Source organism: Kytococcus sedentarius DSM 20547, from assembly GCF_000023925.1.
In the GTDB taxonomy this organism is placed as follows: domain Bacteria; phylum Actinomycetota; class Actinomycetes; order Actinomycetales; family Dermatophilaceae; genus Kytococcus; species Kytococcus sedentarius.
The window spans coordinates 2,423,069-2,446,017 of the sequence record NC_013169.1 but is presented as its reverse complement, the minus strand read 5'-3'; the positions used below and the strand labels follow the sequence as shown (position 1 = coordinate 2,446,017).

At 67.4% G+C, this 22,949-nt stretch carries 22 protein-coding genes and 2 pseudogenes; 11 read left to right on the top strand and 13 right to left on the bottom strand.

Going from position 1 to position 22,949, the window contains the following annotated elements; translation table 11 throughout:
* The first annotated feature begins 62 nt into the window (after positions 1-62).
* Together KSED_RS11530 and KSED_RS11525 are read left to right on the top strand one after the other, a co-directional pair.
* Positions 63-1,037 (top strand): daunorubicin resistance protein DrrA family ABC transporter ATP-binding protein, encoded by a 975-nt coding sequence (locus KSED_RS11530; protein WP_015780261.1) that lies wholly within the window; start codon positions 63-65, stop codon positions 1,035-1,037.
* On the top strand, positions 1,034-1,837 hold the full coding sequence (locus tag KSED_RS11525; RefSeq protein WP_015780260.1) for an ABC transporter permease: 804 nt from the start codon (positions 1,034-1,036) through the stop codon (positions 1,835-1,837). The genes KSED_RS11530 and KSED_RS11525 overlap by 4 nt, the downstream gene beginning before the upstream one ends.
* A 161-nt stretch (positions 1,838-1,998) precedes the next feature.
* Here KSED_RS11525 and KSED_RS11520 read toward each other — a convergent pair whose 3' ends face one another.
* Positions 1,999-2,415, bottom strand: coding sequence for a MerR family transcriptional regulator (locus KSED_RS11520; RefSeq protein WP_015780259.1), 417 nt, complete (start codon positions 2,413-2,415; stop codon positions 1,999-2,001).
* A 69-nt stretch (positions 2,416-2,484) separates the two neighbouring features.
* Between KSED_RS11520 and KSED_RS11515 the strand changes: the two genes are divergently transcribed.
* A complete protein-coding gene (locus KSED_RS11515; protein ID WP_015780258.1) occupies positions 2,485-3,735 on the top strand; it encodes an MFS transporter in 1,251 nt (416 codons plus the stop codon).
* 148 nt (positions 3,736-3,883) lie between these two features.
* Here KSED_RS11515 and KSED_RS11510 read toward each other — a convergent pair.
* Together KSED_RS11510 and KSED_RS14705 are read right to left on the bottom strand one after the other, a co-directional pair.
* Positions 3,884-5,052: pseudogene (locus tag KSED_RS11510) on the bottom strand (IS3 family transposase).
* Positions 5,053-5,166: 114 nt separating this feature from the next.
* Positions 5,167-5,739 carry a hypothetical protein gene (locus KSED_RS14705; protein ID WP_169307796.1) on the bottom strand — a complete coding sequence of 191 codons (573 nt, stop codon included), beginning with the start codon at positions 5,737-5,739 and terminating at the stop codon, positions 5,167-5,169.
* Positions 5,740-5,988: 249 nt separating this feature from the next.
* On the opposite strand from KSED_RS14705, the gene KSED_RS11495 reads away from it, so the two are divergent.
* Positions 5,989-6,342, top strand: a complete 354-nt coding sequence (locus tag KSED_RS11495; RefSeq protein ID WP_237699531.1) for a MerR family transcriptional regulator — start codon at positions 5,989-5,991, stop codon at positions 6,340-6,342.
* 174 nt (positions 6,343-6,516) lie between these two features.
* On the opposite strand, the gene KSED_RS11490 is transcribed toward KSED_RS11495, so the two are convergent.
* Both KSED_RS11490 and KSED_RS14700 read right to left on the bottom strand, forming a co-directional pair.
* A complete protein-coding gene (locus tag KSED_RS11490; protein WP_015780254.1) occupies positions 6,517-7,437 on the bottom strand; it encodes a helix-turn-helix transcriptional regulator in 921 nt (306 codons plus the stop codon).
* Between the two features lie 29 nt (positions 7,438-7,466).
* Entirely contained in the window at positions 7,467-7,985 is a 519-nt protein-coding gene (locus tag KSED_RS14700) for a hypothetical protein (protein ID WP_143827380.1), read from the bottom strand.
* Here KSED_RS14700 and KSED_RS11485 point away from each other — a divergent pair.
* A complete protein-coding gene (locus tag KSED_RS11485) occupies positions 7,978-9,297 on the top strand; it encodes an ISL3 family transposase (protein WP_115306791.1) in 1,320 nt (439 codons plus the stop codon). The two genes, KSED_RS14700 and KSED_RS11485, sit on opposite strands and share 8 nt — an antisense overlap.
* Before the next feature lie 69 nt (positions 9,298-9,366).
* On the opposite strand, the gene KSED_RS11480 is transcribed toward KSED_RS11485, so the two are convergent.
* The 3 genes and pseudogenes from KSED_RS11480 to KSED_RS11465 all read right to left on the bottom strand — a co-directional run bounded on the left by KSED_RS11480 (position 9,367) and on the right by KSED_RS11465 (position 14,157).
* Positions 9,367-10,722 (bottom strand): ISL3 family transposase, encoded by a 1,356-nt coding sequence (locus KSED_RS11480; RefSeq protein ID WP_373419165.1) that lies wholly within the window; start codon positions 10,720-10,722, stop codon positions 9,367-9,369.
* 238 nt (positions 10,723-10,960) lie between these two features.
* Positions 10,961-12,130: pseudogene (locus tag KSED_RS11475) on the bottom strand (IS3 family transposase).
* Positions 12,131-12,213: 83 nt separating this feature from the next.
* Positions 12,214-14,157, bottom strand: coding sequence for a heavy metal translocating P-type ATPase (locus tag KSED_RS11465; RefSeq protein ID WP_015780251.1), 1,944 nt, complete (start codon positions 14,155-14,157; stop codon positions 12,214-12,216).
* 48 nt (positions 14,158-14,205) lie between these two features.
* On the opposite strand from KSED_RS11465, the gene KSED_RS15430 reads away from it, so the two are divergent.
* Positions 14,206-14,409, top strand: coding sequence for a hypothetical protein (locus tag KSED_RS15430; protein WP_200815017.1), 204 nt, complete (start codon positions 14,206-14,208; stop codon positions 14,407-14,409).
* Here KSED_RS15430 and KSED_RS11455 read toward each other — a convergent pair.
* From KSED_RS11455 to KSED_RS15060, 3 genes are all read right to left on the bottom strand, one after another.
* A complete protein-coding gene (locus KSED_RS11455; RefSeq protein ID WP_015780249.1) occupies positions 14,406-14,984 on the bottom strand; it encodes a YdhK family protein in 579 nt (192 codons plus the stop codon). The genes KSED_RS15430 and KSED_RS11455 overlap by 4 nt on opposite strands.
* Before the next feature lie 104 nt (positions 14,985-15,088).
* Complete coding sequence (locus tag KSED_RS11450; protein ID WP_015780248.1) at positions 15,089-15,238, bottom strand: hypothetical protein; 150 nt, start codon at positions 15,236-15,238, stop codon at positions 15,089-15,091.
* A gap of 219 nt (positions 15,239-15,457) precedes the next feature.
* Positions 15,458-15,754, bottom strand: coding sequence for a hypothetical protein (locus KSED_RS15060; protein WP_174260699.1), 297 nt, complete (start codon positions 15,752-15,754; stop codon positions 15,458-15,460).
* Between the two features lie 97 nt (positions 15,755-15,851).
* On the opposite strand from KSED_RS15060, the gene KSED_RS11445 reads away from it, so the two are divergent.
* On the top strand, positions 15,852-16,094 hold the full coding sequence (locus KSED_RS11445) for a DUF305 domain-containing protein (RefSeq protein WP_237699530.1): 243 nt from the start codon (positions 15,852-15,854) through the stop codon (positions 16,092-16,094).
* An 86-nt stretch (positions 16,095-16,180) separates the two neighbouring features.
* Positions 16,181-16,798 (top strand): CueP family metal-binding protein, encoded by a 618-nt coding sequence (locus KSED_RS11440; RefSeq protein ID WP_015780245.1) that lies wholly within the window; start codon positions 16,181-16,183, stop codon positions 16,796-16,798.
* 424 nt (positions 16,799-17,222) lie between these two features.
* Here KSED_RS11440 and KSED_RS11435 read toward each other — a convergent pair whose 3' ends face one another.
* Positions 17,223-17,954: a type 1 glutamine amidotransferase domain-containing protein gene (locus KSED_RS11435; RefSeq protein ID WP_015780244.1), complete on the bottom strand. Its 732-nt coding sequence runs from the start codon at positions 17,952-17,954 to the stop codon at positions 17,223-17,225.
* A 176-nt stretch (positions 17,955-18,130) separates the two neighbouring features.
* Between KSED_RS11435 and KSED_RS11430 the strand changes: the two genes are divergently transcribed.
* Together KSED_RS11430 and KSED_RS11425 are read left to right on the top strand one after the other, a co-directional pair.
* Entirely contained in the window at positions 18,131-18,688 is a 558-nt protein-coding gene (locus KSED_RS11430) for a PH domain-containing protein (RefSeq protein ID WP_198479755.1), read from the top strand.
* A complete protein-coding gene (locus KSED_RS11425) occupies positions 18,685-20,520 on the top strand; it encodes a PH domain-containing protein (RefSeq protein ID WP_015780242.1) in 1,836 nt (611 codons plus the stop codon). Before KSED_RS11430 ends, KSED_RS11425 begins: the two co-directional genes overlap by 4 nt.
* A 9-nt stretch (positions 20,521-20,529) precedes the next feature.
* On the opposite strand, the gene KSED_RS11420 is transcribed toward KSED_RS11425, so the two are convergent.
* Positions 20,530-22,155: a dolichyl-phosphate-mannose--protein mannosyltransferase gene (locus tag KSED_RS11420; RefSeq protein WP_015780241.1), complete on the bottom strand. Its 1,626-nt coding sequence runs from the start codon at positions 22,153-22,155 to the stop codon at positions 20,530-20,532.
* 81 nt (positions 22,156-22,236) lie between these two features.
* On the opposite strand from KSED_RS11420, the gene KSED_RS11415 reads away from it, so the two are divergent.
* Entirely contained in the window at positions 22,237-22,932 is a 696-nt protein-coding gene (locus KSED_RS11415) for a succinate dehydrogenase cytochrome b subunit (RefSeq protein WP_015780240.1), read from the top strand.
* The last annotated feature ends 17 nt before the right edge of the window (positions 22,933-22,949 follow it).

Sequence of the window (22,949 nt, the reverse complement as noted above, 5' to 3'; positions counted from 1 at the left end):
TTGGACGGGATTCCCCAAGACACTGCGCCCCTAAACACGGCGATGAAGGCAAGGAGATTCAATTGAGTGACTATGTGATCGAAGCCGAGGGGCTGGTGAAGCGGTACGGCAAGCACACTGCTCTGGACGGGGTGGATCTGCGTGCCCGGCCGGGCACCGTGCTCGGCGTCCTCGGCCCGAACGGGGCTGGGAAGACAACGTCGATCCGTATCCTGGCGACTTTGACAGGCCTCGATGCCGGAACCGCCAGAGTCGCCGGCATGGACGTCACCCGCGAAGCGGCCAAGGTGCGACGGATCATTGGCTTGACAGGCCAGTACGCGACGCTGGATGAAGAGCTCACGGGCCTGGGTAACCTGATCCTGATCGGGCGTCTGCTCGATCTGCGCAAACGCGAGGCTTCCCGCAGGGCGGCCGAGCTGTTGGAGCGTTTCGGCTTGACCGATGCCGCGAAGAAGCCGGTGGCTACCTACTCCGGCGGGATGCGCCGACGTCTGGACCTCGCCGCGAGCCTCGTCGGTCGCCCTCGTGTCGTGTTCCTCGATGAGCCCTCGGTCGGTCTTGATCCTGGCAAGCGCGAAGAGCTATGGCGGATCATCCGTGAACTCACCGCCGATGGCGCCAGCGTCCTTCTGACGACGCAGTACCTGGAAGAAGCCGACGCACTGGCTGACGAGATCACCGTCATCGACCACGGCCGCGTGATCGCCCACGGCACTCCACCCGAGCTGAAACAGATCGTCGGGGGCCAAGCCATCGCGACCCGTCCCAAGAACCCCGGCGACGTGGAGAGGGCCGCTGCCATCCTGGCCGCCGTCTCCGGCCACCCGGTCGAGCGCACCGCTCAGCACGAGTTGATCACGCCGGTGGACGGCGATCGGGCGATGTTCGACATCGCTCATCGCTTTGAAGCGGAAGGAATTGAGGTTGCCGAGTTCGCGTTACGGCTCCCCAGCCTTGACGAGGTGTTCTTCACCCTCACCGGAGCACCCACCATCGGCGACACGAACGACGAGGCCGAAAGGAGCCACGCATGAGCGCCGACACCATCACCGCAACCAGCTCCGAGAGACGTCCGGCAGGGCTGCTACGGCACAGCCTGATCCTGGCCCGTCGGAGCCTTGCCAAGTCCGCGAGGAACCCCGGTGCGCTGGTCAACGGAGTGGTCACCCCGGCGATCTTCCTGCTGCTGTTCGTCTATCTCTTCGGCGGCTCGGTTGCGGGTTCCACCGACGAGTATCTTCTCTATCTGTTTCCGGGAATCGTGGTCATGGGCGCAGGACTCTCCGGCATGCTTTCGAGCGGCCTGAGCATCAACATTGACATGAAGAAGGGTGTCTTCGACCGCTTCCGCAGCTTGCCGATCGGACGATCAGCACCCCTGCTCGGGTCGATCATGGCCGACATGGTGCGCTACATCATCGCCATCGCGTTGCTGTTCGGGATCGGCTACCTCATGGGTTTCCGCATCCAAACCGACGCCGGATCATCCCTGGCAGCAGTCGTTCTCGTGTTGGCCTTCGGGTTCTGCTTGAGCTGGGTGACCGTCTTCCTCGGCGTGCTCGTCAAGGACGAGGGCGCAGTCATGGCCTTCGCGTTCATCGTGTTCATCCCGCTGATGCTCGGCTCTAGCCTCGCCGCCCCGATCGACACGCTCCCCGCATGGCTCCAAGCCTGGGCAAACATCAACCCCGTCACGCACGCGATGGACGCTGCTCGTGCATTGCTGGCTGGAGCACCGGCAGGAAACTCGATCGTCCAGACGATCATCTGGTCCGTCGGAATCTTGATCGTCTTCTGCCCGCTAGCGATCGTCTCCTACAGCCGTAAGCGCTGACAGACCTGCCTTGACTCTTACGAACGGATGAACGAACGCATGCTTCGGGTGCAGGTAGGTGTGGGCTGCGACCCGGCCAGGCTGCTACCCCGAGCCGAGAACGCCCTCCTCCGCGTAATAGCGAGCGAGCGGAGTCGAGGGTGAAAGCCCGCCGCGAGCAGTCAGGCGATCTGTGCCTCACGTGCCCGATCGTCGGATCGCTCCGGCCCCTCGGGCGCCTTGCAGCGCTCGACCTCGATGAGGTATTCCGTCATCGCGTCGCGGTTGCGGATGAGGACATCGATGCGCTCGGTGAGCTTGTCGCGCTCTTCGTGCAACAGCGTGAGCATTTCCGGGGTTGCGTCGGGGAAGTGGATCGAGCGCGGCTTGTCGAGGCACGGCAGGATCTGCTTGATGATCCGGGTGGTGAGCCCCGCGCCAAGCAGGCCGCGGATCTGCCGCACGCGGTCGACGTATCGGGGGTCGTAGTCTCGGTAGCCGTTGTCGGAGCGATCCGGCACGATCAGCCCCTGCTCCTCGTAGTACCGCAGCAGCCGGCGCGAGGCGCCCGTCCGCTGAGCAAGTTCACCGATCCTCATGCCCACTCACTGTAGTGCGACGACCCTGACTTGACCATCACATTGATGTGATGGTTTCACGATGGTTCCATGACTTCAACGACTCGCTCTGAACAGACGCAGACCCGACTGCCGTGGCTGCCCCTGCTCGCGCTCTCCACCGCCGTGTTCATCACCGCGCTCACCGAAACCCTGCCCGCTGGACTGCTGCCGGGGATGTCGGCGACCCTGGGCGTCAGTGCCGCCATGTCCGGCCAGGCCGTGACCGTCTACGCGGCGGGCACCGCCCTGACCGCCATCCCTCTCGCCCGGGCCACGGCTCCGTTCAATCGCAAGACGGTACTGCTGTGGTCGATGGCCATCTTCGCCGTCGCGAACACGCTCACCGCCCTGATCCCGATCTACACGATCATGCTCGCCGGTCGCGTCATCGCGGGCATCGCAGCGGGCCTCGCCTGGGCCGTGCTCGCCGGCTACGCGCGCCGACTCGCCCCGGCTGGGCTGGAGGGGCGGGCGATCGCCATCGCCATGACCGGCATCCCCGTCGCGCTCGCGCTCGGCGTGCCCGCGGGCACCTTCATCGGCCAGCACCTCGACTGGCGCGCCGCGTTTCTCGCGATCACCGTCGCAGCCATCGGCGTGATCATCTGGATCGCGGGCGGCGTCCCCGCTGTCTCCAACGGTGCTCAGGATGATGCGGCGCGAGCGGCGACCGCGCGAGCCACGCTCGCGATCCCCGGGGTTCTGCCCATCATGGCGGTCGTGCTGCTGTATGTGCTGGGGCACACCATCGTCTACTCCTACATCGCCCCGTACCTCGAAGCCGTGGGTCTCGGCTCGCAGGTCGACCTCATCCTGCTCGTGTTCGGTGCAGCCAGCCTCGTCAGCATCTGGCTGACCGGGCGATACGTCGACACCCGCTTGCGCGCCCTGGCGCTGGCGGCCTCGATCCTGTTCGTTATCGCCGGTACTGTCTTGGCGACGAACTCGGCACCGATCCTGATCTGGATCGCGATCGCCATCTGGGGTCTTGGATGGGGCGGAATCCCCTCACTCCTGCAGACCGCGGCGCCGCGAGCGGCCTTGGTGCACAGCCCCGCTGCGGCCGACACCGCGCAAGCGATCCTCGTCACGCTCTGGAACGCGGCGATGGCGCTGGGTGGACTCGTCGGCGGCATCATCCTTGCCGGAATCGGCACGACCGCGATCCCGATCGCAGCGACCTCGTTCGTCGTGCTCAGTCTCTTGATCATCGCCGTCGCACGCAGACACGCCTTCCCGTCCCGCACGCCATACGTCGCTGATATGTCCGAGATGACGCACGAACAGAGCACCCACTGAGGTCACGCTCGCCGGTTCACGATGAATCGACGTGCAGATGATCACTACAGCGTCTCTCTGGACAGGGCGCCTCCACCGTAGCGACAGCAGAACGTCACGAGACAAGGGGGACTGCTGTAGGTTTGGTTGACACTTCGGGTGTGGTGTTTCAGGCCGCGTGAGCGGGCCAGTAGATGGTCTCAAACTCGATCGGGGTGGTCTTGCCCAGAGCCCGTTGCCGGCGTCTGCGGTGGTAGGTCCGCTCGATCCAGGTGACGATGGCCAGCCGGAGCTGCTCCCGGGTGGCCCAGCGGCGGCTGTTCAAGACGTTCTTCTGCACCAGGGCGAAGAAGGACTCCATCGCGGCGTTGTCCGCGCTGGAAGCCACACGCCCCATGGACCCGGTCAGGCCATGCCGGTGCAGCGCGCAGAGGTACGTGCGCGACCGGAACTGGCTGCCCCGGTCGGCGTGGACCACGCACCCGGCGGTGGTGTCGCGGCCCCGGCGGGCGATGGCCATCTCCAGGGCGTCGACGGCCAGCTGGGAGGTCATCCGGTCATTGATGGAGTACCCCACGATCCGCCGTGACCAGACGTCCTTCACGGCGCACAGGTACAACTTCCCCTCGGCCGTGGGGTGCTCGGTGATGTCGGTCAACCACAACCGATTCGGGGCCTCGGCGGTGAAATCGCGCTGGACGAGGTCGTCGTGGACCGGCGGGCCGGGCTTCTTCCACCGACCCCGGGTACGGGAGTGCGCGGAGACGATCTGCCCCTGGTGGCAGATCTTCCACACGCGTCGCTCAGACAGGGCATGACCGGCGTCCGCGAGTTCATCAGCGATGAATCGATACCCCAGTCCAGGGTCCTCGGCGTGGATCTCGTACGCGGCGTTCATCGCGTAGGCATCCACCAGGTCCCGGTCGCTGACCGGGTGGGCACACCAGGCGTAGAACGCCTGCGGGGAGAACTTCAGCACCCGGCAGGCCACCGTGACGGGGATCCCGTCAGCGGCAAGGTCACGGACCAGCGGGTAGGTCATTTTGGGGACTGGCCCAGCTTCAGGTTCGCCTGTGACAGGTACGCCGCTGCTCGGCGTAGGACCTCGTTCTCCTGCTCCAGCAACCGGTTACGGCGCTTCAGGGCACGCACCTCCTCGGACTCGGCCTTGGTCACGCCCGGACGGGCGCCGTCCTCGACGTCGGCCTGACGGAGCCAGTTGCGCAGGGTTGATTCCGAGATCCCGAAGTCTTTCGCCGTCTGCGCGATCGACGCCTCGCCACGACGGGCGACACCGATCACGTCGTCACGGAACTCCTTGGGGAGAGGTGCAGGCATGATGACATCCTTCCAGCAGGGACCCAGTCCCCACAGATCAGGTATCAACCAAACCCTCAGCAGTCCCAGGGCTCAAAGGGCATTTGCCATGGCGTGTTCAACGTGACTCGTAGTTCATCGCAGTGTGGAGCGTGCGAGGAATGCTTGCGCATGCTCCTGGTTGCGAACGGCGGTCGCGGGCTCGGGGTTGCGGTCGTCATGGGGCGCGCCTCGTCTCGGGTCGGGTTGGCGGTTGCAGTTGGCGGACAGCAGCCTGCGCACGTTCTCGATCACCGCGAGCTTCGGGTTGCAGTGCCTCGATTGCGGTCGCCACGTACGACTGATCCCGAGCGGGTCCCAGGTGCGAGCCCCGCGCCTTTGGTACGCGAAGCCGCCGCGAAGGATGTCCGCCAGCCGCACCGTGTTCCAGTCGATGTCGGCGGTTTCGCCGAGATTCGGGGCATCGGGCCAGCTGTGGGCCAACACGCGCGCAACAGGGACCTTGATCCCAGCGAACCAGATCGTCTCATCATCCGGGGCGTGCTCGACGTCGACATCGAGACCTCTGTGTCCAGAGAATCGCGACCAGTCCGAGGGCGGCGAACCGAGGAAGGTACATGAGGGCGCCGGCCGATAGGTGGAACTCCGCACGAGATCCGGAGTGGAGCCCCACGCCGGAGAGAGCACCTGCCAGGCGTACGGCCCCACGACCAGCCCGGCTCATCAGCCACAGACTCTCGCTCGGCAGCTCGGACTCACTGTCATTCGGAACCCCGAGACCGTCCCGCGTCGGTACCGCCGTCCGCACCCGATCCTCACCACCCTTTGAGCGTTCACACCTCTTGCAGATCAAGGCTAAGAGTTAGAGTACGCTCTAAGTTAGGATCGATACCTATGGTAGATGAGAACGCCCCTGCGTCGCGGTCTTCGGGAGCTGCGGGGCTGGCGGTCGCGGAGATGGCCGAAGCGACCGGCGTCACCGGCCATACGCTGCGCTACTACGAACGCGCCGGCCTGATCCATCCGATCGTCCGCACGCAGGGAAACCAGCGCCGCTACCAGCCCAGCGACATCGAATGGGTCCGGTTCCTGCGCAGACTCCGAGAAACCGGGATGCCCATCGCCCGGATGCGCGAGTACGCCGCGCTCCGCGCCCAGGGCGAGGACGGCGCACGGGCAGGACTCGATCTCCTGGCCGAGCATCTTCAAAGCCTGCGTGAGCAGATCAGGCACCTTCGCGCGCACGAGCGCGCCCTGGCCACCGCGATCACCGACCATCAACACCAGGCCACCAGCACCGACCATGACTGACCGACACGTACCCACTCGGTGCGGACGGCTCGTCGCAGCCGAGCGGAGATAGCCCGAAGAGTTTGCAACCGCCAACACCCATCCGACTGCGCGACTGTGTGGGCCGCCCCTCGAACGATTGCGGGACTCGCAACCCCGTTCCTGTTCACTGAGGCCGGCATGCGGGTCACGGGGTCAAGCTGGATGCTGGTTCCCGGTGACCCGCAGCGCCCGGTAGGCGCTCGGCGTCATCCCGGTCGCGCGGGTGAAGGCGATCGTGGCGCGGTTGCGGGAGCGCCACCCCACCCGTTGCGCGGCTTGCTCGATCGTGAGGTTCGTCTCGCGGAGCAGGCGGGCCATCTCCTCGACCCGCAGCATCGTCAAGAACGCTTGCGGTGTTTTCCCATACGCGTTCGAGAACACGCGGGCAAGTTGCTTCCTGGACAGATGCACACCCTCAGCCAGCTCGCCCAGCGTCCACGAATACGCGATCGCCCCCATTAGTGCTTCGCGTACCTCGGCGGCCTCGCTCCGCGTCGGCGCGAACCGCCGCACACGCGGATGCACCGGCACCACCCGCGCCCGCTGCGACGGCGAAATCCGGTGATCGGTGACGTGGAGGTACGGGGCGATGCGGTCCATGATCGCGAACCACAACGCCTGCGTCCGATGAAACCTCTCCAATTCTCCATCGACGCTCAGCGCGACCAACTCGTCCAGCCACGGCATCAACAACCCCGCACGCTCCTCACCGAGCCGGATGATCTGCGCCGGATCGGTGAACGCCTCCCGCACGAACCCTGGCGCGTCGAGCCGGTCGTGGAGGATCGCCGCGTACTGCCAGAACGCCTGATCGATCACATAGTCGGTGTCGGCGTAGATCGTCGTGACGGTGATGTGACCTTCAGGCTCGGACCCGCACAAGACGTTCGGGCCAAGCACAACCACATCGCCGGGTCGGACCGGTTTCTGCCCGAACTCGCTGAACAGGATCGCGCTACCGTCGCGGACGATGATGACTTTCACGCAGTCATACGCCAGTGGCCCGACCGGGCGATGCACCGTCTGCGTCCGCGCCAACAACACCTGATAACCGCGCAGTGCACGCTGGGACATCCGTCCTCATTCACCCGCAGCGGCGACCCTCACGCGCTTTCCGTGGGGCCGGCCATGTAAGCGTAGAAGGTCATTCCGATCGCGAGCACGAGTGACGCAATACAGAATGAAACTGCTCCGATGGCAAGTTTTGGCCGGCGGGAACTTCGTTTGATTTGGATACCCGACAGCACGGTTCCCGCTATTGCGAGGAGCGCCGCAAAGGGTGGCAGGAGCAATGAACTGGGAAGCGAGAGGAGACCCAGGATGATCGCTCCGATACTGAGCCCTGGGCCGGGCTCTGCGTTGAACTTCGTCTCGTTGTCCGGTGCCTGAACAGGGAGGTTCCGAGGCTTCGGTATCGAAGTTTCTGAGTTCCAGAAGCTGGGTGTGTCGTCGTGCGGATTGGCCATGATCGATCCTCTCCTCATGTCGAATGCTGTATTCGGCTCTTCAGAGTTGAGTGTGGGCGCGCCGCTGGCGCGGGGTAGCTGGAGGTAGACGTCGAGGTCCCCGATGATGAGCGGACTTCTACCCCCGCTGATCTCAAGGACCTCGACGATGCCCAACCATAGTTGCGTATGCCCTGACGCGCTCGATCGCTGCGACCGATGCGACCTTCTCCTCGACTTCCCCAGCCTCCACCTCGTGGCGGTCACCAAGGCCCGAGCGGGACTGGTCCTTGAGGTCGAGTCCTGCGACCCGGTCGCCGGCTGCCCGGGCTGCGGTGTCGTCGCAACTGGCCACGGCCGGATCACGATCGAGATGATCGACGCTCCCTGGGCCGGACGGCCGGTGCGGATCCGGTGGCGCAAGCGCCGCTGGATCTGTCTCGAGAGCGTTTGCGCGGTGACGACCTTCGTCGAGCAGGACCCGGAGGTCTGCGCCCCGCGGGGCCTGCTGAGCACGCGCGCGATCCGCTGGGCGATCGGACAGCTCCGGCGCGTGGGAGCGACGATCCAGGGCCTGGCCCGCCAGCTCGGCACAACCTGGAACACGCTCTGGTCCCAGGTCCAGCCCGTCCTGGCCCAGGCCGCAGGCGATCCATCCAGGTTTGAGGGCGTTCAGGTCCTGGGCGTGGACGAACACATCTGGCACCACCGGGACCCGCGCAGGCGCGGACCGAAGGAGCTCACCGGGATGGTCGATCTGACTCGCGGCACCCACCCCACCGCCAGACTCCTCGACCTCGTCCCCGGCCGATCCGGCAAGGCCTACCGAGACTGGCTCGACGAGCGCGGCGAGGAGTTCCGCAAGCGGGTCGAGATCGCGACGCTGGACCCGTTCCAAGGCTACAAGAACGCGATCGATGACCAGCTCGAGGATGCCACCTGCGTGCTGGACGCCTTCCACATCGTGAAGCTCGCCGGGGCTGCAGTCGATGACGTCCGCCGCCGGATCCAGCAGGAGACCCTCGGCCACCGAGGCCGCAAGGGCGACCCCCTCTACGGGATCCGTCATGTTCTCCGCGCCGGACGGGAACGCCTCACGCCGCGCCAGCAGACCCGTCTGGCCAGCGCATTCGCGGCCCACCCCGATCACGTCGCGGTCGAGGTCGCCTACCAGTGCGCCCAGGACCTCCGAGACGTGTTCCACCAGCCCACGCACGCGCAGGGTCGTCGACTGGCCGAGCAGCTGATCGAGAAGCTGCCATCCTGCCCGATCCCCGAGATCGCGCGATTGGGGAAGACGCTACGCCGGTGGAAGACCGCGTTCCTTGCCTACTTCGACACCGACGGCGCGAGCAACGGGGGCACCGAGGCCGTCAACGGGATCATCGAACTCGGCCGCCGCATCGCCCGCGGATTCCGGAACTTCGAGCACTACCGCCTCCGAATGCTCCTCATCGCCGGCGGGCTCGACGCCTCACCCCACACTTAACTCTGAAGAGCCCTGTATTCAGAGCTTGCTAATTCGAGCTGGTGCACGCTCTACGTTCGGGTATCGGGCTCATCCGATCTGAGGGTGTAGTCGTGGTCTGAAGCCGCCGGCTTCGAGGAGGGATCGGGCGACGTAGTGGGTCAGGTTGCGGAAGCCGAGGGCGGACCCTCGGAGGTGCTCGAGGCGGCCGTTGATCGCCTCGGTCGGGCCGTTGCTCGTGCCCGGCAGGTCGAAGAATGCGAGTACGTCTTCGGCCCGCTTGGTCAGCGTCCGCCCGAGCGTGACGAGCTCGCTCAGGGCGGTGGGAACGCCACGAGTCACCGAGTCGATCACGGCGGTCATCAGTGCCCGGCCTTCGCGCCGGTCTGGGTGGCGGTAGGCGGCGATCATGCGTTGGTAGATGCCCCAGGTCGCCTCGACCTCGACGTGCTCGGCGTCGGCGAACAGGGACTCGATCCTGCGGGTCTGCTTGTCGGTGAGCAGGTTGGCGCCAGTGTGCAGGGTCCGCCGCGCGCAGTAGAGCGGATCGCCGGCCCGGCCGCGGTGGCCGTGGAGATCTTGCTGGACCCGTCGGCGACAACGGTCCAGGGCGTCACCAGCGAGCCGGACCACGTGGAAGGGATCCATCACCGCGACCGCGTCGGGGAGCTCCTCGGCCGCAGCAGTCTTGAACCCGGTGAACCCGTCCATCGCCACCACCTCCACCCTGTCGCGCCATGCCTGGGTGCGGGCAGCGAGCCAGGTCTTGAAAGTGCTCTTCGATCGCCCCTGGACCATGTCGAGCAGGCGTGCTGGACCCGTCCCGTCGCGGATCGGGGTCAGATCGATGACGACGGTGACGTAGTTCTCGCCGCTTCGGGTATGGCGCCAGACGTGCTCGTCCACTCCGACCACGGTGACGCCGTCAAACCGGGTGGGGTCATCGATCAGGACCCGTCGGCCCTCGGCCAGGACCGCGTCATTGGCGGTGTCCCAGGCCACTCCCAGAGCCTCGGCCAACCTGGCGACAGTCAGGTGCTGGGTCACCAGGGCCACCAGCGCCCACCGCACCGCTGCACGCGACAGCTTCGCCCGCCGGTCCGCCGCCGCAGTGGTGTCCTGGCGCCACACCCGCCGGCACGCCTGACAGCCGAAGCGACGCACCCGGATCAGCAGCGTGGTGGGCCGCCACCCGAACGGCTCATGCGCCAGCTGCCGGGTCACCGTGCCCCGCGCGGCGCCCTCGGCCCCGCAGTGCCGGCAGAACGCGTCGTCATCGCCCGCGACCACCCGGCATTCCAGCACCGCCCGGTCAGGCTCCACGCGCTGGCCAACCGCAACGAGGCCAAGCTCGTCCAGGCGGGCGAAGGTCGTCAGATCAGGGGCATCAAAGGTAAGTTCACGCACGTCGAGGTCTTCTGGTCGGGTCGGTGTAGGAACCCCCATCATCAGGGGACCTCGACCCCTACCTCGACCCGGTCACCCCACCACTGCTACACCCTCAGATCGGAAGAGCCGGTTTTCTGTGGTGTATGCCTTGTTGAGAAGTCTCATGAACTTCGAATCTTGAGCCATCGACTGGTCGCCGATGAGCGACACTGCTATTCCGGGTGTCCATGAGTTCATCACGACTGCCGAGAGTCGGGACTGCTGTAGGTTTGGTTGACACTTCGGGTGTGGTGTTTCAGGCCGCGTGAGCGGGCCAGTAGATGGTCTCAAACTCGATCGGGGTGGTCTTGCCCAGAGCCCGTTGCCGGCGTCTGCGGTGGTAGGTCCGCTCGATCCAGGTGACGATGGCCAGCCGGAGCTGCTCCCGGGTGGCCCAGCGGCGGCTGTTCAGGACGTTCTTCTGCACCAGGGCGAAGAAGGACTCCATCGCGGCGTTGTCCGCGCTGGAAGCCACACGCCCCATGGACCCGGTCAGGCCATGCCGGTGCAGCGCGCAGAGGTACGTGCGCGACCGGAACTGGCTGCCCCGGTCGGCGTGGACCACGCACCCGGCGGTGGTGTCGCGGCCCCGGCGGGCGATGGCCATCTCCAGGGCGTCGGCGGCCAGCTGGGAGGTCATCCGGTCATTGATGGAGTACCCCACGATCCGCCGTGACCAGACGTCCTTCACGGCGCACAGGTACAACTTCCCCTCGGCCGTGGGGTGCTCGGTGATGTCGGTCAACCACAACCGATTCGGGGCCTCGGCGGTGAAATCGCGCTGGACGAGGTCGTCGTGGACCGGCGGGCCGGGCTTCTTCCGTCGCCCCCGGGGTACGGGAGTGCGCGGAGACGATCTGCCCCTGGTGGCAGATCTTCCACACGCGTCGCTCAGACAGGGCATGACCGGCGTCCGCGAGTTCATCAGCGATGAATCGATACCCCAGTGCGGGGTCCTCGGCGTGGATCTCGTACGCGGCGTTCATCGCGTAGGCATCCACCAGGTCCCGGTCGCTGACCGGGTGGGCACACCAGGCGTAGAACGCCTGCGGGGAGAACTTCAGCACCCGGCAGGCCACCGTGACGGGGATCCCGTCAGCGGCAAGGTCACGGACCAGCGGGTAGGTCATTTTGGGGACTGGCCCAGCTTCAGGTTCGCCTGTGACAGGTACGCCGCTGCTCGGCGTAGGACCTCGTTCTCCTGCTCCAGCAACCGGTTACGGCGCTTCAGGGCACGCATCTCCTCGGACTCGGCCTTGGTCACGCCCGGACGGGCGCCGTCCTCGACGTCGGCCTGGCGGAGCCAGTTGCGCAGGGTTGATTCCGAGATCCCGAAGTCTTTCGCTGTCTGCGCGATCGGCGCATCGCCACGGCGAGCCACCGCGATCACGTCGTCACGGAACTCCTTGGGGAGAGGTGCAGGCATGGTGACATCCTTCCAGCAGGGACCCAGTCCCCACAGATCAGGTATCAACCAAACCCTCAGCAGTCCCGTCTGTCTCTCACGGTTCAGGAGCGGTCGAGGATGCGGTTGGTGCTGGATTCGGGTGTGAGGTCGAGGCGGCGCAGCAGTTGCGCGTTGAGGGCCACCACGACGGTGGAAGCCGACATGAGGATCGCCCCGACGCTCATCGGCAGCACGAATCCGATCGGTGCGAGAATGCCCGCCGCGAGAGGCACAGAGATGAGGTTGTAGCCAGCGGCCCACCACAGGTTCTGCTTCATCTTCCGGTAGCTTGCCCGCGACAGTTCGATGACCGAGAGCACCGAGCGTGGGTCCGAGCTCGCGAGGATGACCCCTGCCGAGCCGATTGCGACATCGGTGCCGGCGCCGATGGCGATGCCCACATCGGCCTGTGCGAGGGCGGGGGCGTCGTTGACGCCGTCCCCGACCATCGCGACCTTGCGGCCCTCGTCTTGGAGCTCCTTGACCTTGGCGGCCTTGTCTTCCGGTCGCACACCGGCGAACACGCGGTCGATGCCGAGATCCTTTGCCACCGTGTCGGCGACCGCTTGGGCGTCACCGGTGATCATCACGACCTGCGCGCCGCGGGCATGCAACGCGTCAACAGCGTCACGAGACTCGGTTCGTATCTCATCGGCCAACCGCAACGCCCCGATGACCTCGCCGTCGGCAAGGATGTGGAGGATGATCGCTCCTTCTTCGCGCCACTGGTCAGCTATCGGCAGTTCGCTGGCCGAGTGCTGCTGGAGTAGATACGGGCCGCCGACTTCGATGACCGTCCCGTCAACGGTGGCCTTGACCCCGATTGCAGGGGAGGAAGAGAAGTCCGAGGCCCTCGGTATCTGGACCTCTTGGGTGCTGGCGGCTCCGGTGATCGCTCGGGCCAGGGGGTGCTCGCTGTCGGCCTCGGCGGCGGCGGCCAGGGCGAGCACCCGCTGCTCGTCGTGATCGTTCGCGGTGTCGATGGCGGTGACGGTGGGCTCGCCCTTGGTGAGAGTGCCGGTCTTGTCGAAGAGCACGGCGTCGACGGTGCGCATGGACTCCAGCGCGAGCCGGTCCTTGATGAGCACGCCGCCGCGGGCGGCGCGCTCGGTCGCGATCGAGACCACCAGTGGGATCGCGAGGCCCAGGGCGTGGGGGCAGGCGATGACGAGCACGGTGATGGTGCGGACCACCGCGTCGTCGGGAAGGCCAATGAGGGACCATACGAGCGCGGTGATGACGGCCGCGCCGAGGGCGAACCAAAAAAGCCAGGCCGCGGCGGTGTCGGCGATGCGCTGGGCGCGGGAAGAGGAGGCCTGGGCGTCGGAGACAAGTTTCTGGATGCCCGCCAGGGCGGTGTCCTCGCCGGTGGCGGTGACCTCGACCCGCAGTCCGGAGTCGGTGGCGATGGTGCCGGCGACGACCTGCTCGTCGGTCTCTCGGCGCACGGTCTTGGACTCCCCGGTGACCATCGACTCATCCATGCTGGCGCTGCCATCGACGATGCGCCCGTCCGCGGGCACCGAGGCGCCGGGCCGGACCACCACCACATCGCCGACAGCGAGGTCTGCTGGGGCGACTCTCACGATGTTCTCGCCGTCGACCTTCTCGGCCTCATCGGGCAGTAGGGCGGCCAGGGAGTCCAGGGCGGAGGTGGTCTGGGCCAGGGAGCGCATCTCGATCCAGTGGCCCAGCAGCATGATGACCACCAGCAGAGCCAGCTCCCACCAGAAGTTGAGCTCGTCGCTGAGCAGGTGCAGGCTCGCGCCCCAGGAGGCGATGAAGGCGACCGTGATCGCCAGCGCGATCAGCAACATCATGCCGGGCTTGCGGGATCGGATCTCGCCCAGTCCACCGGTGAGGAAGGGCCGGCCGCCCCACACGTACATGATCGTGCCCAGGGCCGGGGAGACCCAGCGCACCCAATCGGCGTTCGGGAGGGGGTAGCCGGTGAGGTGGGCGAACATGTCGTTGAAGCCCACGACCGGGATCGCGATGACGAGCATTATCCAGAACAGCCGCCGGAACTGGCCGACATGATCACCATGCCCGCCATGACCACTATGACCTGCGTGGTCGTGGCCGCCGTGATCCTCATGGTCGGCTTGGTCGTGGCCGCCATGAGACTGGTGTGCCGAGTGGTCGTCGTGCGAGTGGTGGCCGGCGTGCTCGTGCGCTTCAGCCTCGGCGGCCCCGTGGTGGGTCTGCTGGTCGTTCATGCTCTGTCCGTTCCTTCATGCCCGGTTCGTGTCAGTTAGGAAGCGGGCTGGATCTCGCTGTCGACGACCCACTTGTGGTTGGTCATCTTCATCCCGTCGGCCTCGTAGTCGACGACATAGACGGTCTCATCAGTCGAGGACGCGATCGTCGCCGTCGCGCCGTCCATGCCTTCCATGTGGTCGGCGGTCACCGTCACCTCGGTGCCGTCGTCGAGACGGGCGTCACCGGCGCCGTCGAGCTCTTCCTGGACGACCCACTTGTGATCGGTCACGGGATCTCCGCCGCCGACCGGGGTGTAGTCGATCGCGTAGGTGTAGGTGTCGTAGGCGCCGACGATGGTGGCGCTGGCACCGTTCATGCCCTCCATGTGGTCGGCCGTCAGAGTGACTTCGGTGCCGACCGGGTATTCGGGGTCGGTGGCCTCTTTCATGCCCTCGGGGACCGGGCCGCCGTCGGCGGGATGCTCCATGCCGTCGTGGCCCCCATGCCCGCCTTGTGCGTCCTCGCTCTGCGATGGAGTTCCTGCCTCGTCGTTCGCGGTGGAGCAGCCTGCCAGGGCAAGGCTTCCGCCGAGGATCCCGGCGGCGACGAGGATGCTGATGCGTCTGTTCATCTCGATACTCTCCTATTGGCGTGAACCGACCGGCGCTGGTGCGCCGGATACGGGGTGGTTCCGCGCCTCCCGGTCGAGAGGCGCGGAACCATGTCCACGGGCGGTCAGGCCGCGTTGGCGTAGCGGTCGGGGCGGGCGCTGACCTCGATGCCGGTCCCGCCGGCGATCTCAGAGACCTCGGAGCGGATCGCGGTCTCGCAGTGCCCGCAGGTCACGTCGGTCACCCGGTACTCGTTCGTGGTCGTCGCGCTCATAATCCAAACGCCCTTGTTTGTGTACGAGATCTTCAGGCTATACCCCAAGGGGGTATGGGTCAACGGGTAGATGCGTCCTCGGGGGTCTCCTGGGCCTGCCCGGCGGGGCGGACGTGAAGCAGTCGGGTTGCGGCGATGAGTGCCGCCATGGCGGCGACAACGGCCGAGACGATCGCGCCGTGTTCAGTCCGCCGGTGAACGCTGCCTGTGCCGAGCCGATCAGTTGCTCGCCGAGTGCTCTGGCAGCTCGCCTGCGGAGACGAGTGCGCCGTCGATGCTGTCCGAGGCTGCGGCTGCAGGCTCTGGCGGCAGATCGTCGGGCAGAGTGGACTCGATGTTGCCGCGGTAGGCGGCGATCCCGACGGTGCGTGCACAGAGTGGGGCACTGGCGACCATCTGGGCACGGCGATGGCGTGCGTGCTCGCGGTCCTGATCATCCTCATGGTTCTGGTGCCGCCACGACTGCTGCCCGGAGGGATGCACGTACCCTTCAGATCTATCCTGCGCGTCACTCAAGCGACCCTCGACACAAAAGAAGACTCATAATTTCCGTACCGCGGCAACTGCGCTGGAGGATTGGGGCGTCGATCCCGCCGAGCAGCAGACGGGCGACATGGATCACGGAGACGGTATGATAAGCGAGGATGACCTGCCCACCCTCGAAGCATCCAACGGGACCGAAGCGTCTCGACTGTTCCTTGAGCGGATGATCCTCCATCATGAGGGAGCCGTCGAGACGGCCCGGACCCACGTCGATGACGCTAGCAACACCGATGCCGTCGAGCTCGCGCAGACAGTCATCGATGCGCAAACGACCGAGATCCAGGAGATGGAAGACCTCCTGGCCGATCTCTAGCGAGTCACCAGGGTGGGCGCCGGACGCGCTGGATTCGGCACCCACCGGACTCGACCGACCCTCGCATGTCTCTAAGGAAAAACGTTATGCCCTGCCTCCGTTTATCGCGACGCCGCAACGCCCTTGCAGCCGTCTTCGTTGCCATTCTGGCTCTCGTTCTTGCTGGATGTGCCATCACGCCGTCCGGCCCCGCACCGTCATCGGTCAGCAGCCAGACCAGCGAGCGCGAGTTCCTGGCAGATCACGGCCTATCCGGGCTGGATGTCAGGCAGGTCATCGAACGACTGGACACGATGCCCGTCGCTGACCGGCCGACCGATCTGCTCGCGTCGGTGCAGCCAGAGGCGCTCGTGCTCACCGACGATCAAGAGCGTGAGACGCGCCTGCGGTTGCCAGAGGATGAGGTCTACATCTCGATCGCCCCCTACCGGGACCAGACCCACGACTGCTACTTCCACAGCCTGACTACCTGCCTAGGTGAACTCGCTAGCGAAGAAGTTCAGGTCACGCTCACCGGTGCAGACGGTGAAGTGATCATCGATGAAGCGCGCCAGACTTACGACAACGGCTTCATCGGTCTCTGGGTGCCGCGCGACACCGAGGTGACCCTCACTATCGAGCACGAGGGTCAAGAGGCGAACGCAAGAATCTCAACGATGAGCGACGACGACCCCACTTGCATCACAACCATGCGGTTGCAGTGAGCTTGCCGGCACGCCCAGATTGTCTCGCTACGCCGAACGCCGGGAATCGGAGGACATCGAGTGAGGGTCCGCAGGTAGCGACGCTCTGAATGTCCTGATTTCTGTGGCTCTAGTCCACGTGGCGTGCCATTGCCCGGTAGAGGGCGCCGTCGTCTGGCACGGTGCCACGTCCATCGCCGGAGCAGCGGGTGTGGCGAATCCGCGGACGAGGTGGCCGACGAGTCGTCACCAACTCTCAGGGGCGTCGGTGGCCGTGGTGGACACGAGCCCGGGGTTGGCCTGGTCAAACAGGACGTTCTCCGAAGTCGCTGAATAAAATGGCTGGCCCGTCTCCGACAATGAGCACCCCAGTGCCCCGGTCGCGGACGACTGAGGCGCTGGGTCGGCGCACAGTGCTCGTGCAGCTGCCCGGGGCCGCCCGCGCTCAGTGCCGCACGGCCACCCGGGAGGGTGACTGGGCACTCAGGTCGGCCACGACCCGCCGCGCCAGGTGGCCGGAGGACTGCGGGTTCTGCCCGGAGTAGACGGTGCGGTCGGCCACCACGTGCGGCCGGAACGGCAGGATCGCGCGGCTGTACTCCACCCCCGCGGCACGCAGGCGGTCCTCGAGCATCCACGGCACCCGGGGCGCGATGCGGGTCAAGCGCTCCTCGGCGTTCGAGAAGGCCGTCATCACCCGTCCCCGGAAGGGCGAGATGTCCATGCACGCTGTAGCCCCCAGGGCCGCGGCCGCCCCGTGGCAGGAGAAGGCCACCGGCCCCCCGGTGGCCACACGCTCGGACAGCATCGCCCCCGCGACCGCGTCCTGGGCCAAGTCCTCCATCGACCCGTACCCACCGGGGTAGAAGACCAGGTCGTGGTCAGCCAGGTCGAGCCCGTACAGGTTCAGCGGCTTGCGCAGCAACGGTGAGAGCCGGTCCACGCAGTCCTGGAAGCCGTTGGTGCGGGGGAACAGCCCGCCCGCCGTGCCGAGGCTGGCCGGGTCGATGACCGCCGGCCGCCCACCGGGAGTCGCCACGGTGATCTTCCAGCCGGCCTCTGTGAACACGTCGTGGGGGGAGATGAACTCCTCGGCCCACACCCCCGTCGGGTGACGCGAGTCGTCGGACAGGGTCCAGTGAGTGGCCGCTGACAGCACCATCAGGACGGAGATCATGCAACGCTCCTCGGGTCACGCGGCGATGTCCGCGTGCGGTCGTCCGACCAGCACCGGTGTGCCGCCACCCTCGAGCATGGGGGCCGGCCGGCGCCGGCGCAATGTGAGTCGGGATGACCGCTCGGTCCCTCTGCGGGAGTAGTCCCCCGCGGGGGCTCGCCTTGCACAATGGGGCGGTGAGTACTCCCCCCGACAGTGCCCCCCAGCTCGTCGTCCCGTCCGGCCGTCAGGAGGTGGCGGTGCTCGACGAGCCGCGCCACCGCGTCTCGCCCAAGGCCCCGGCATACTGGCGTCTCTGGGCGTGGATCTCGCTCGCCATCACGCTCGTGGTGTGCGGCACGGTCCTGGGCCTGTGGTGGTTCTTCGCCGACGCCGCCCCGCCGTGGTGGGCGTGGACCATCGCCGGACTGTGGGTGGCCGCGGACCTGGTCTCGCTCGCCGTCGCGCCGCAGATCCGTTACCGCGTCGCCCGGTGGGAGGCCACCCCGGACGCGATGTACACCCGCACCGGGTGGCTCAACATCGAGCGCCGGATGGTGCCGCTCGCCCGCATCCAGACGGTCGACGTCTCGCGGGGGCCGATCATGCGCCACTTCGGCCTGACGGACGTGAAGGTCACCACGGCGTCCTCCCAGGGTGACATCGAGATCGAGGCCCTCGACGACGTGAACGCCCAGGCGCTGCTCGAGGAGCTCACGCGTGCCGCGGCCGCCGTGCGGGGTGACGGCACGTGAGCACGCCGATGAACTGGCGCGCGCCGCAGGAGGAGCCCCATGCGGGGGAGCGCACCCTGGGTGCGCAGGAGCCCACCGGCGCCGATGCGGGGGAGCACGGCCCCGCCGGGACGCTCACCGCATCGGACCTGCCGCCCACGGGCGGGCACCCGGGTGACCAGCCGCCGGCCGACGGCGACTGGAAGCGCCAGAACCCGCGGATGTTCCTGGTCTACCCGTTCAAGGCGCTGGGCTCCCTGCTCCCGCTGCTGCTCGTGCTGCTGTTCACCCAGCGCGGGGACGGCCTGTTCCAGCTGTTCAGCGCCGGTGTCGCCGGTGTGATCGCCGTCGTGGTGTCGCTGGTGCAGTACTTCACGCTGCGCTACCGCGTCGGGGCCGAGACGGTCCAGGTGCGTCGGGGACTGTTCACCAAGGAGACCAAGACCGCGCGCCTGGAGCGGGTGCGCTCGATCGACGTGGAGGGCAACCTCCTGATGCGCCTGCTCGACCTGCGCACCATCACGATCGGCACCGGGGTGGACGACGGGCAGGTGGAGCTCGAGGGCATCCGCACCCGCGACGCCGAGGAGCTGCGCGAGGGGTTGCTGCGCCGCTCGCGCGAGGTCCGCGCCGAGCGCGGGATCGATGCGGGGGCGCAGCCCGGCGTGGCGCAGCCCGGCGTGGCGCCGGCCGGCGTGACGTCCGGCGGTGCGTTCCCCGCGGGTGATGAGGGGGCCCTGGACGGGCGCGACGGCCCGGTCGTGATCGGGAACGGCGCGCCGCACGAGCCACCGGCGTCGGAGGTGCCCGAGCAGAGCCTGGTCCGCTGGGACAACCGGTGGCTGCGCTTCGGCCCCCTGGGGGCCAGCGGGCTCGTGGTGGCCGGTGTGGTGGCCGGTGGTGGGGCGCAGTTCGCCGACGACATCGCGCGCTCGGACCTCGGCCAGCGCATCGGTGGGCAGCTGGTGCACCAGCTGCAGGAGCTGGGCGTGCTCGCCAGCATCGCTGCGCTGCTCGCGGCCGGCGCGGTGTTCTCGCTGCTGTTCTCGCTGGCGGCCTACGCGCTGGGCTGGTGGGGCCTGGACGTGACCCGCTCGGGCCACGGCACCCTGCACGTGCGCCGGGGTCTGACCACCACCCGCTCGGCCACGATGGAGGAGCGCAAGGTGCGCGGCGTGATGGTCACCGAGCCGTGGCAGCAGCGTTGGCAGAAGGGGGCCTCGCTGAGCGCGATCGTGACTGGCGCCGAGGGCGGCAGTGTGGAGGTGCTGCCGACCGTGCCGCGCGACACCGCGCGCGAGGTCGCGGTGGACGTGCTCTCCAGCGGGGAGGACCGTCCGGCACCGGTGGGTCTGTTCGGCATGGAGCTGGTCTCGCACGGCCCGCGGGCCCTGCGGCGGATGACCGTCTCGGCCCTGCTGACCACCTTCTGGTTCGGTCTCCTGCCGGCGGCCGTGGCCGTGGCGGTGCTGCGTCACTTCGACGTGACCGACGGGCTGCTGGACCGCGGCTGGTGGTGGCTGTTCGCGTGGACGGCGTTCATCGCGGTGGTGAACTTGGTGCCGGTCTACCCGGCCTGGCGCTCGCTGGGGCACGCGGTCACCGAGCACCACGTGGTCTTCCGGCAGGGCGCGATCCTGCGCAACCACCTGGCGCTGGAGACCGACGGCATCCTGAGCTGGAACATGGCGCAGTCGTTCTTCCAACGGCGGTTGGAGTTGTGCACGCTGACCGCGACCGTGGCCGGCGGCGCCGAGGGCTACGAGCTGCCCAACGTGCCGGTCGAGGACGCGGTGCGGCTGATGCGGTCCGCCTCGCCGGAGCTGCTGTGGCAGTTCAGCCGCGCCGCCTGAGCCGCCCGGTCAGATCCAGCTGGCGAACCACATCCGGTCGCGCCACTCGGAGTACGGGATCACCTGCGCGGTCCAGACGGGCCAGAAGTACCAGAAGTTCAGCACCACCAGCACCAGGTAGGTGCCCACGGCCCAGATGCCCCACCGGTGCCGCAGTGCCAACCCGATGACGAACACCACCGCCAGCACCATGAACGGCTCGAAGGCGATCGAGTAGAACTGGTAGATCGTGCGGTGCTGCACCGGCAGCCACGGCAGCCACCCGGACAGGATCCCCACCACGATGGCGCCGGCCCGCCAGTCCCGCTGCGAGGCCCACCAGAAGAGCAGCACGAAGAAGGCCAGGGTCGCGGCCCACCAGATCGAGACCGAGCCCACCGAGTTGATGGCCTTGGAGCACTTCTCCACCTCGCACCCGGCCTCCCCGAGCCCCTTGGACTCGTAGAAGAAGGAGGTCGGCCGCAGCTGCAGCGGCCAGCTCCAGGGGCTCGACCGGTAGGTGTGGTCACTGGTCAGCCCGAGGTGGAACTCGTATATCCGCACGTGGTACTCCCACAGCGAGCGCAAGGGCGCCGGCAGCCACTGCACGCCCTCGCCGGGGTTCTCCACCGCCCACTGCCGCAGGTACCCCCCGGAGCTCCGGAACCACCCCACCCACGATGCGGTGTACGCCACCAGGGCGGCGCCGCAGACCGCGACGAACGCGAACGGCCCGTCCCGCAGCACCAGGCCCGCGGCCCATGGCTGCGACACCCCGGCGCGCTTGCGCGCCATGACGTCCCAGAGCACGGTCATGAGGCCGAAGGCCGCCAGGGCGTACAGACCGGACCACTTCACCCCCGCGGCCAGCCCCAGGCTGATGCCGGCCGCCCACCGCCACGGGCGCAGGCCCAGCCAGGGCCCCAGCACCATCCCCACGACGGGGCGACGCACCCCCCATCGCCAGGCGTCGCCGTCGTACAGGGCGGCCACCTTGCGCGCGAGCACGCGGCGCGATGCGGTGCGGTCCAGCAGCAGCATCCAGAAGCCCACCAGCACGAAGAACATGAGCACGATGTCGAGCAGCCCGGTGCGGCTGTGGACGAAGTGGTGCCCCTCCAGCATCGCCAGGAAGGAGGCGAGCGTCGCCAGCGTGGCCGAGCCGAACAGCTCCCAGGCCACGCGCCCGATGATCAGGATGGACAGCGTGCCCAGCACCCACACGCCCACGCGCCACCCGAAGGAGGACTCGATGCCGAAGGCCACCTCGCCGGCGGCGATCACCCACTTGCCGACCGGGGGGTGCACCACGAAGTCGGCCTCGTCGACGTAGACCGTCTCCCAGTTGCCGGTGGTGAAGTGCTCGTCGGGCTCCTCCATGCCGTCGGGCTTGTCGCGCTCGTAGCCCCACTCGGCCAGCGACCACGCTTGCTTGACGTAGTAGGTCTCGTCGAAGACCAGCTGGTGGGGCTCGTGCAGGTCCCACACCCGCAACCCGCCGCCGAGCACCATGCACAGCAGGGGGCCGATCCAGGCCCACATGCGGATGCGGCGCGCGATCGCCCCGCGTCGTGCGAGGGGGCCGAGCAGGTCCTCGTTCAGCTGCTGCTCGAGGTCCGGGGCAGCCGGCACGGCGGCACCGGAGGAGGGAGGCATGGCCCGCATCCTAGGGGCAGCCACGGCGGGGGTAGGTTCACCTCACCCGGCCGGTCTTGGAGCAACAGTAGAATCCGCCTCGTGGCACCTGACAACGCGGCTCCGACAAAGCGGTCGGCCACCACCACGACGATCTGGAACAAGATCCTCATGGCGGTCACCGGCCTGATCTTCATCGTCTTCGTGCTTGGGCACATGCTGGGGAACCTCAAGATCCTCCAGTCCCACGAGGCGTTCGACACCTACGCGCACCAACTGCGCGTCCTGGGGGAGCCGATCCTCCCCTACGAGGGCGCCCTGTGGATCATCCGCATCGTCCTGGTGTTGGCAGTCCTCGCCCACGCGCTGATCGCGCTCAAGCTGTGGGGCCGCGCCCGGAAGGCACGGGGCACGCGCTACGCGGTGCACAAGGCCGTGACCTCCACCTGGGCCTCGCGGACGATGCGGTGGGGCGGCATCGCGCTGCTGCTGTTCGTGATCTTCCACATCCTGCACTTCACGACCAAGCACATCCACCCGCAGGGCCAGCTGGCCAGCCCGGCGGCCAACTACGTGGAGAGCTTCGAGATCTGGTGGGTGCTGCTGATCTACGTGGTCGCGATGATCGCGCTGGGGCTGCACATCTTCCACGGCACCTTCTCCGCCGCGCAGACCCTCGGCTTCACGACCACCAAGAACAGCCCGGCGCTGCGGACCACGGGCGCGGTGATCGCCGCCCTCGTGGTGATCGGCTTCCTCGTGCCGCCGTTCGCGGTGTTCTTCGACCTCGTCAACTGACGCGCCCCAGGAGGAGC

Excerpts from the sequence above, each read along its gene's own strand:
- KSED_RS11490 (WP_015780254.1), bottom strand. The coding sequence starts at position 7,437 with ATGTCCCAGCGTGCACTGCGCGGTTATCAGGTGTTGTTGGCGCGGACG.
- KSED_RS11440 (WP_015780245.1), top strand. The coding sequence starts at position 16,181 with ATGCCCTGCCTCCGTTTATCGCGACGCCGCAACGCCCTTGCAGCCGTC.
- KSED_RS11485 (WP_115306791.1), top strand. The coding sequence starts at position 7,978 with ATGCCCAACCATAGTTGCGTATGCCCTGACGCGCTCGATCGCTGCGAC.
- KSED_RS15430 (WP_200815017.1), top strand. The coding sequence starts at position 14,206 with ATGACCACTATGACCTGCGTGGTCGTGGCCGCCGTGATCCTCATGGTC.
- KSED_RS11455 (WP_015780249.1), bottom strand. The coding sequence starts at position 14,984 with ATGAACAGACGCATCAGCATCCTCGTCGCCGCCGGGATCCTCGGCGGA.
- KSED_RS11420 (WP_015780241.1), bottom strand. The coding sequence starts at position 22,155 with ATGCCTCCCTCCTCCGGTGCCGCCGTGCCGGCTGCCCCGGACCTCGAG.
- KSED_RS11525 (WP_015780260.1), top strand. The coding sequence starts at position 1,034 with ATGAGCGCCGACACCATCACCGCAACCAGCTCCGAGAGACGTCCGGCA.
- KSED_RS11520 (WP_015780259.1), bottom strand. The coding sequence starts at position 2,415 with ATGAGGATCGGTGAACTTGCTCAGCGGACGGGCGCCTCGCGCCGGCTG.
- KSED_RS11450 (WP_015780248.1), bottom strand. The coding sequence starts at position 15,238 with ATGAGCGCGACGACCACGAACGAGTACCGGGTGACCGACGTGACCTGC.
- KSED_RS11480 (WP_373419165.1), bottom strand. The coding sequence starts at position 10,722 with ATGGGGGTTCCTACACCGACCCGACCAGAAGACCTCGACGTGCGTGAA.
- KSED_RS11445 (WP_237699530.1), top strand. The coding sequence starts at position 15,852 with ATGGATCACGGAGACGGTATGATAAGCGAGGATGACCTGCCCACCCTC.
- KSED_RS11495 (WP_237699531.1), top strand. The coding sequence starts at position 5,989 with ATGGCCGAAGCGACCGGCGTCACCGGCCATACGCTGCGCTACTACGAA.
- KSED_RS11515 (WP_015780258.1), top strand. The coding sequence starts at position 2,485 with ATGACTTCAACGACTCGCTCTGAACAGACGCAGACCCGACTGCCGTGG.
- KSED_RS11465 (WP_015780251.1), bottom strand. The coding sequence starts at position 14,157 with ATGCTCGTCATCGCGATCCCGGTCGTGGGCTTCAACGACATGTTCGCC.
- KSED_RS11435 (WP_015780244.1), bottom strand. The coding sequence starts at position 17,954 with ATGATCTCCGTCCTGATGGTGCTGTCAGCGGCCACTCACTGGACCCTG.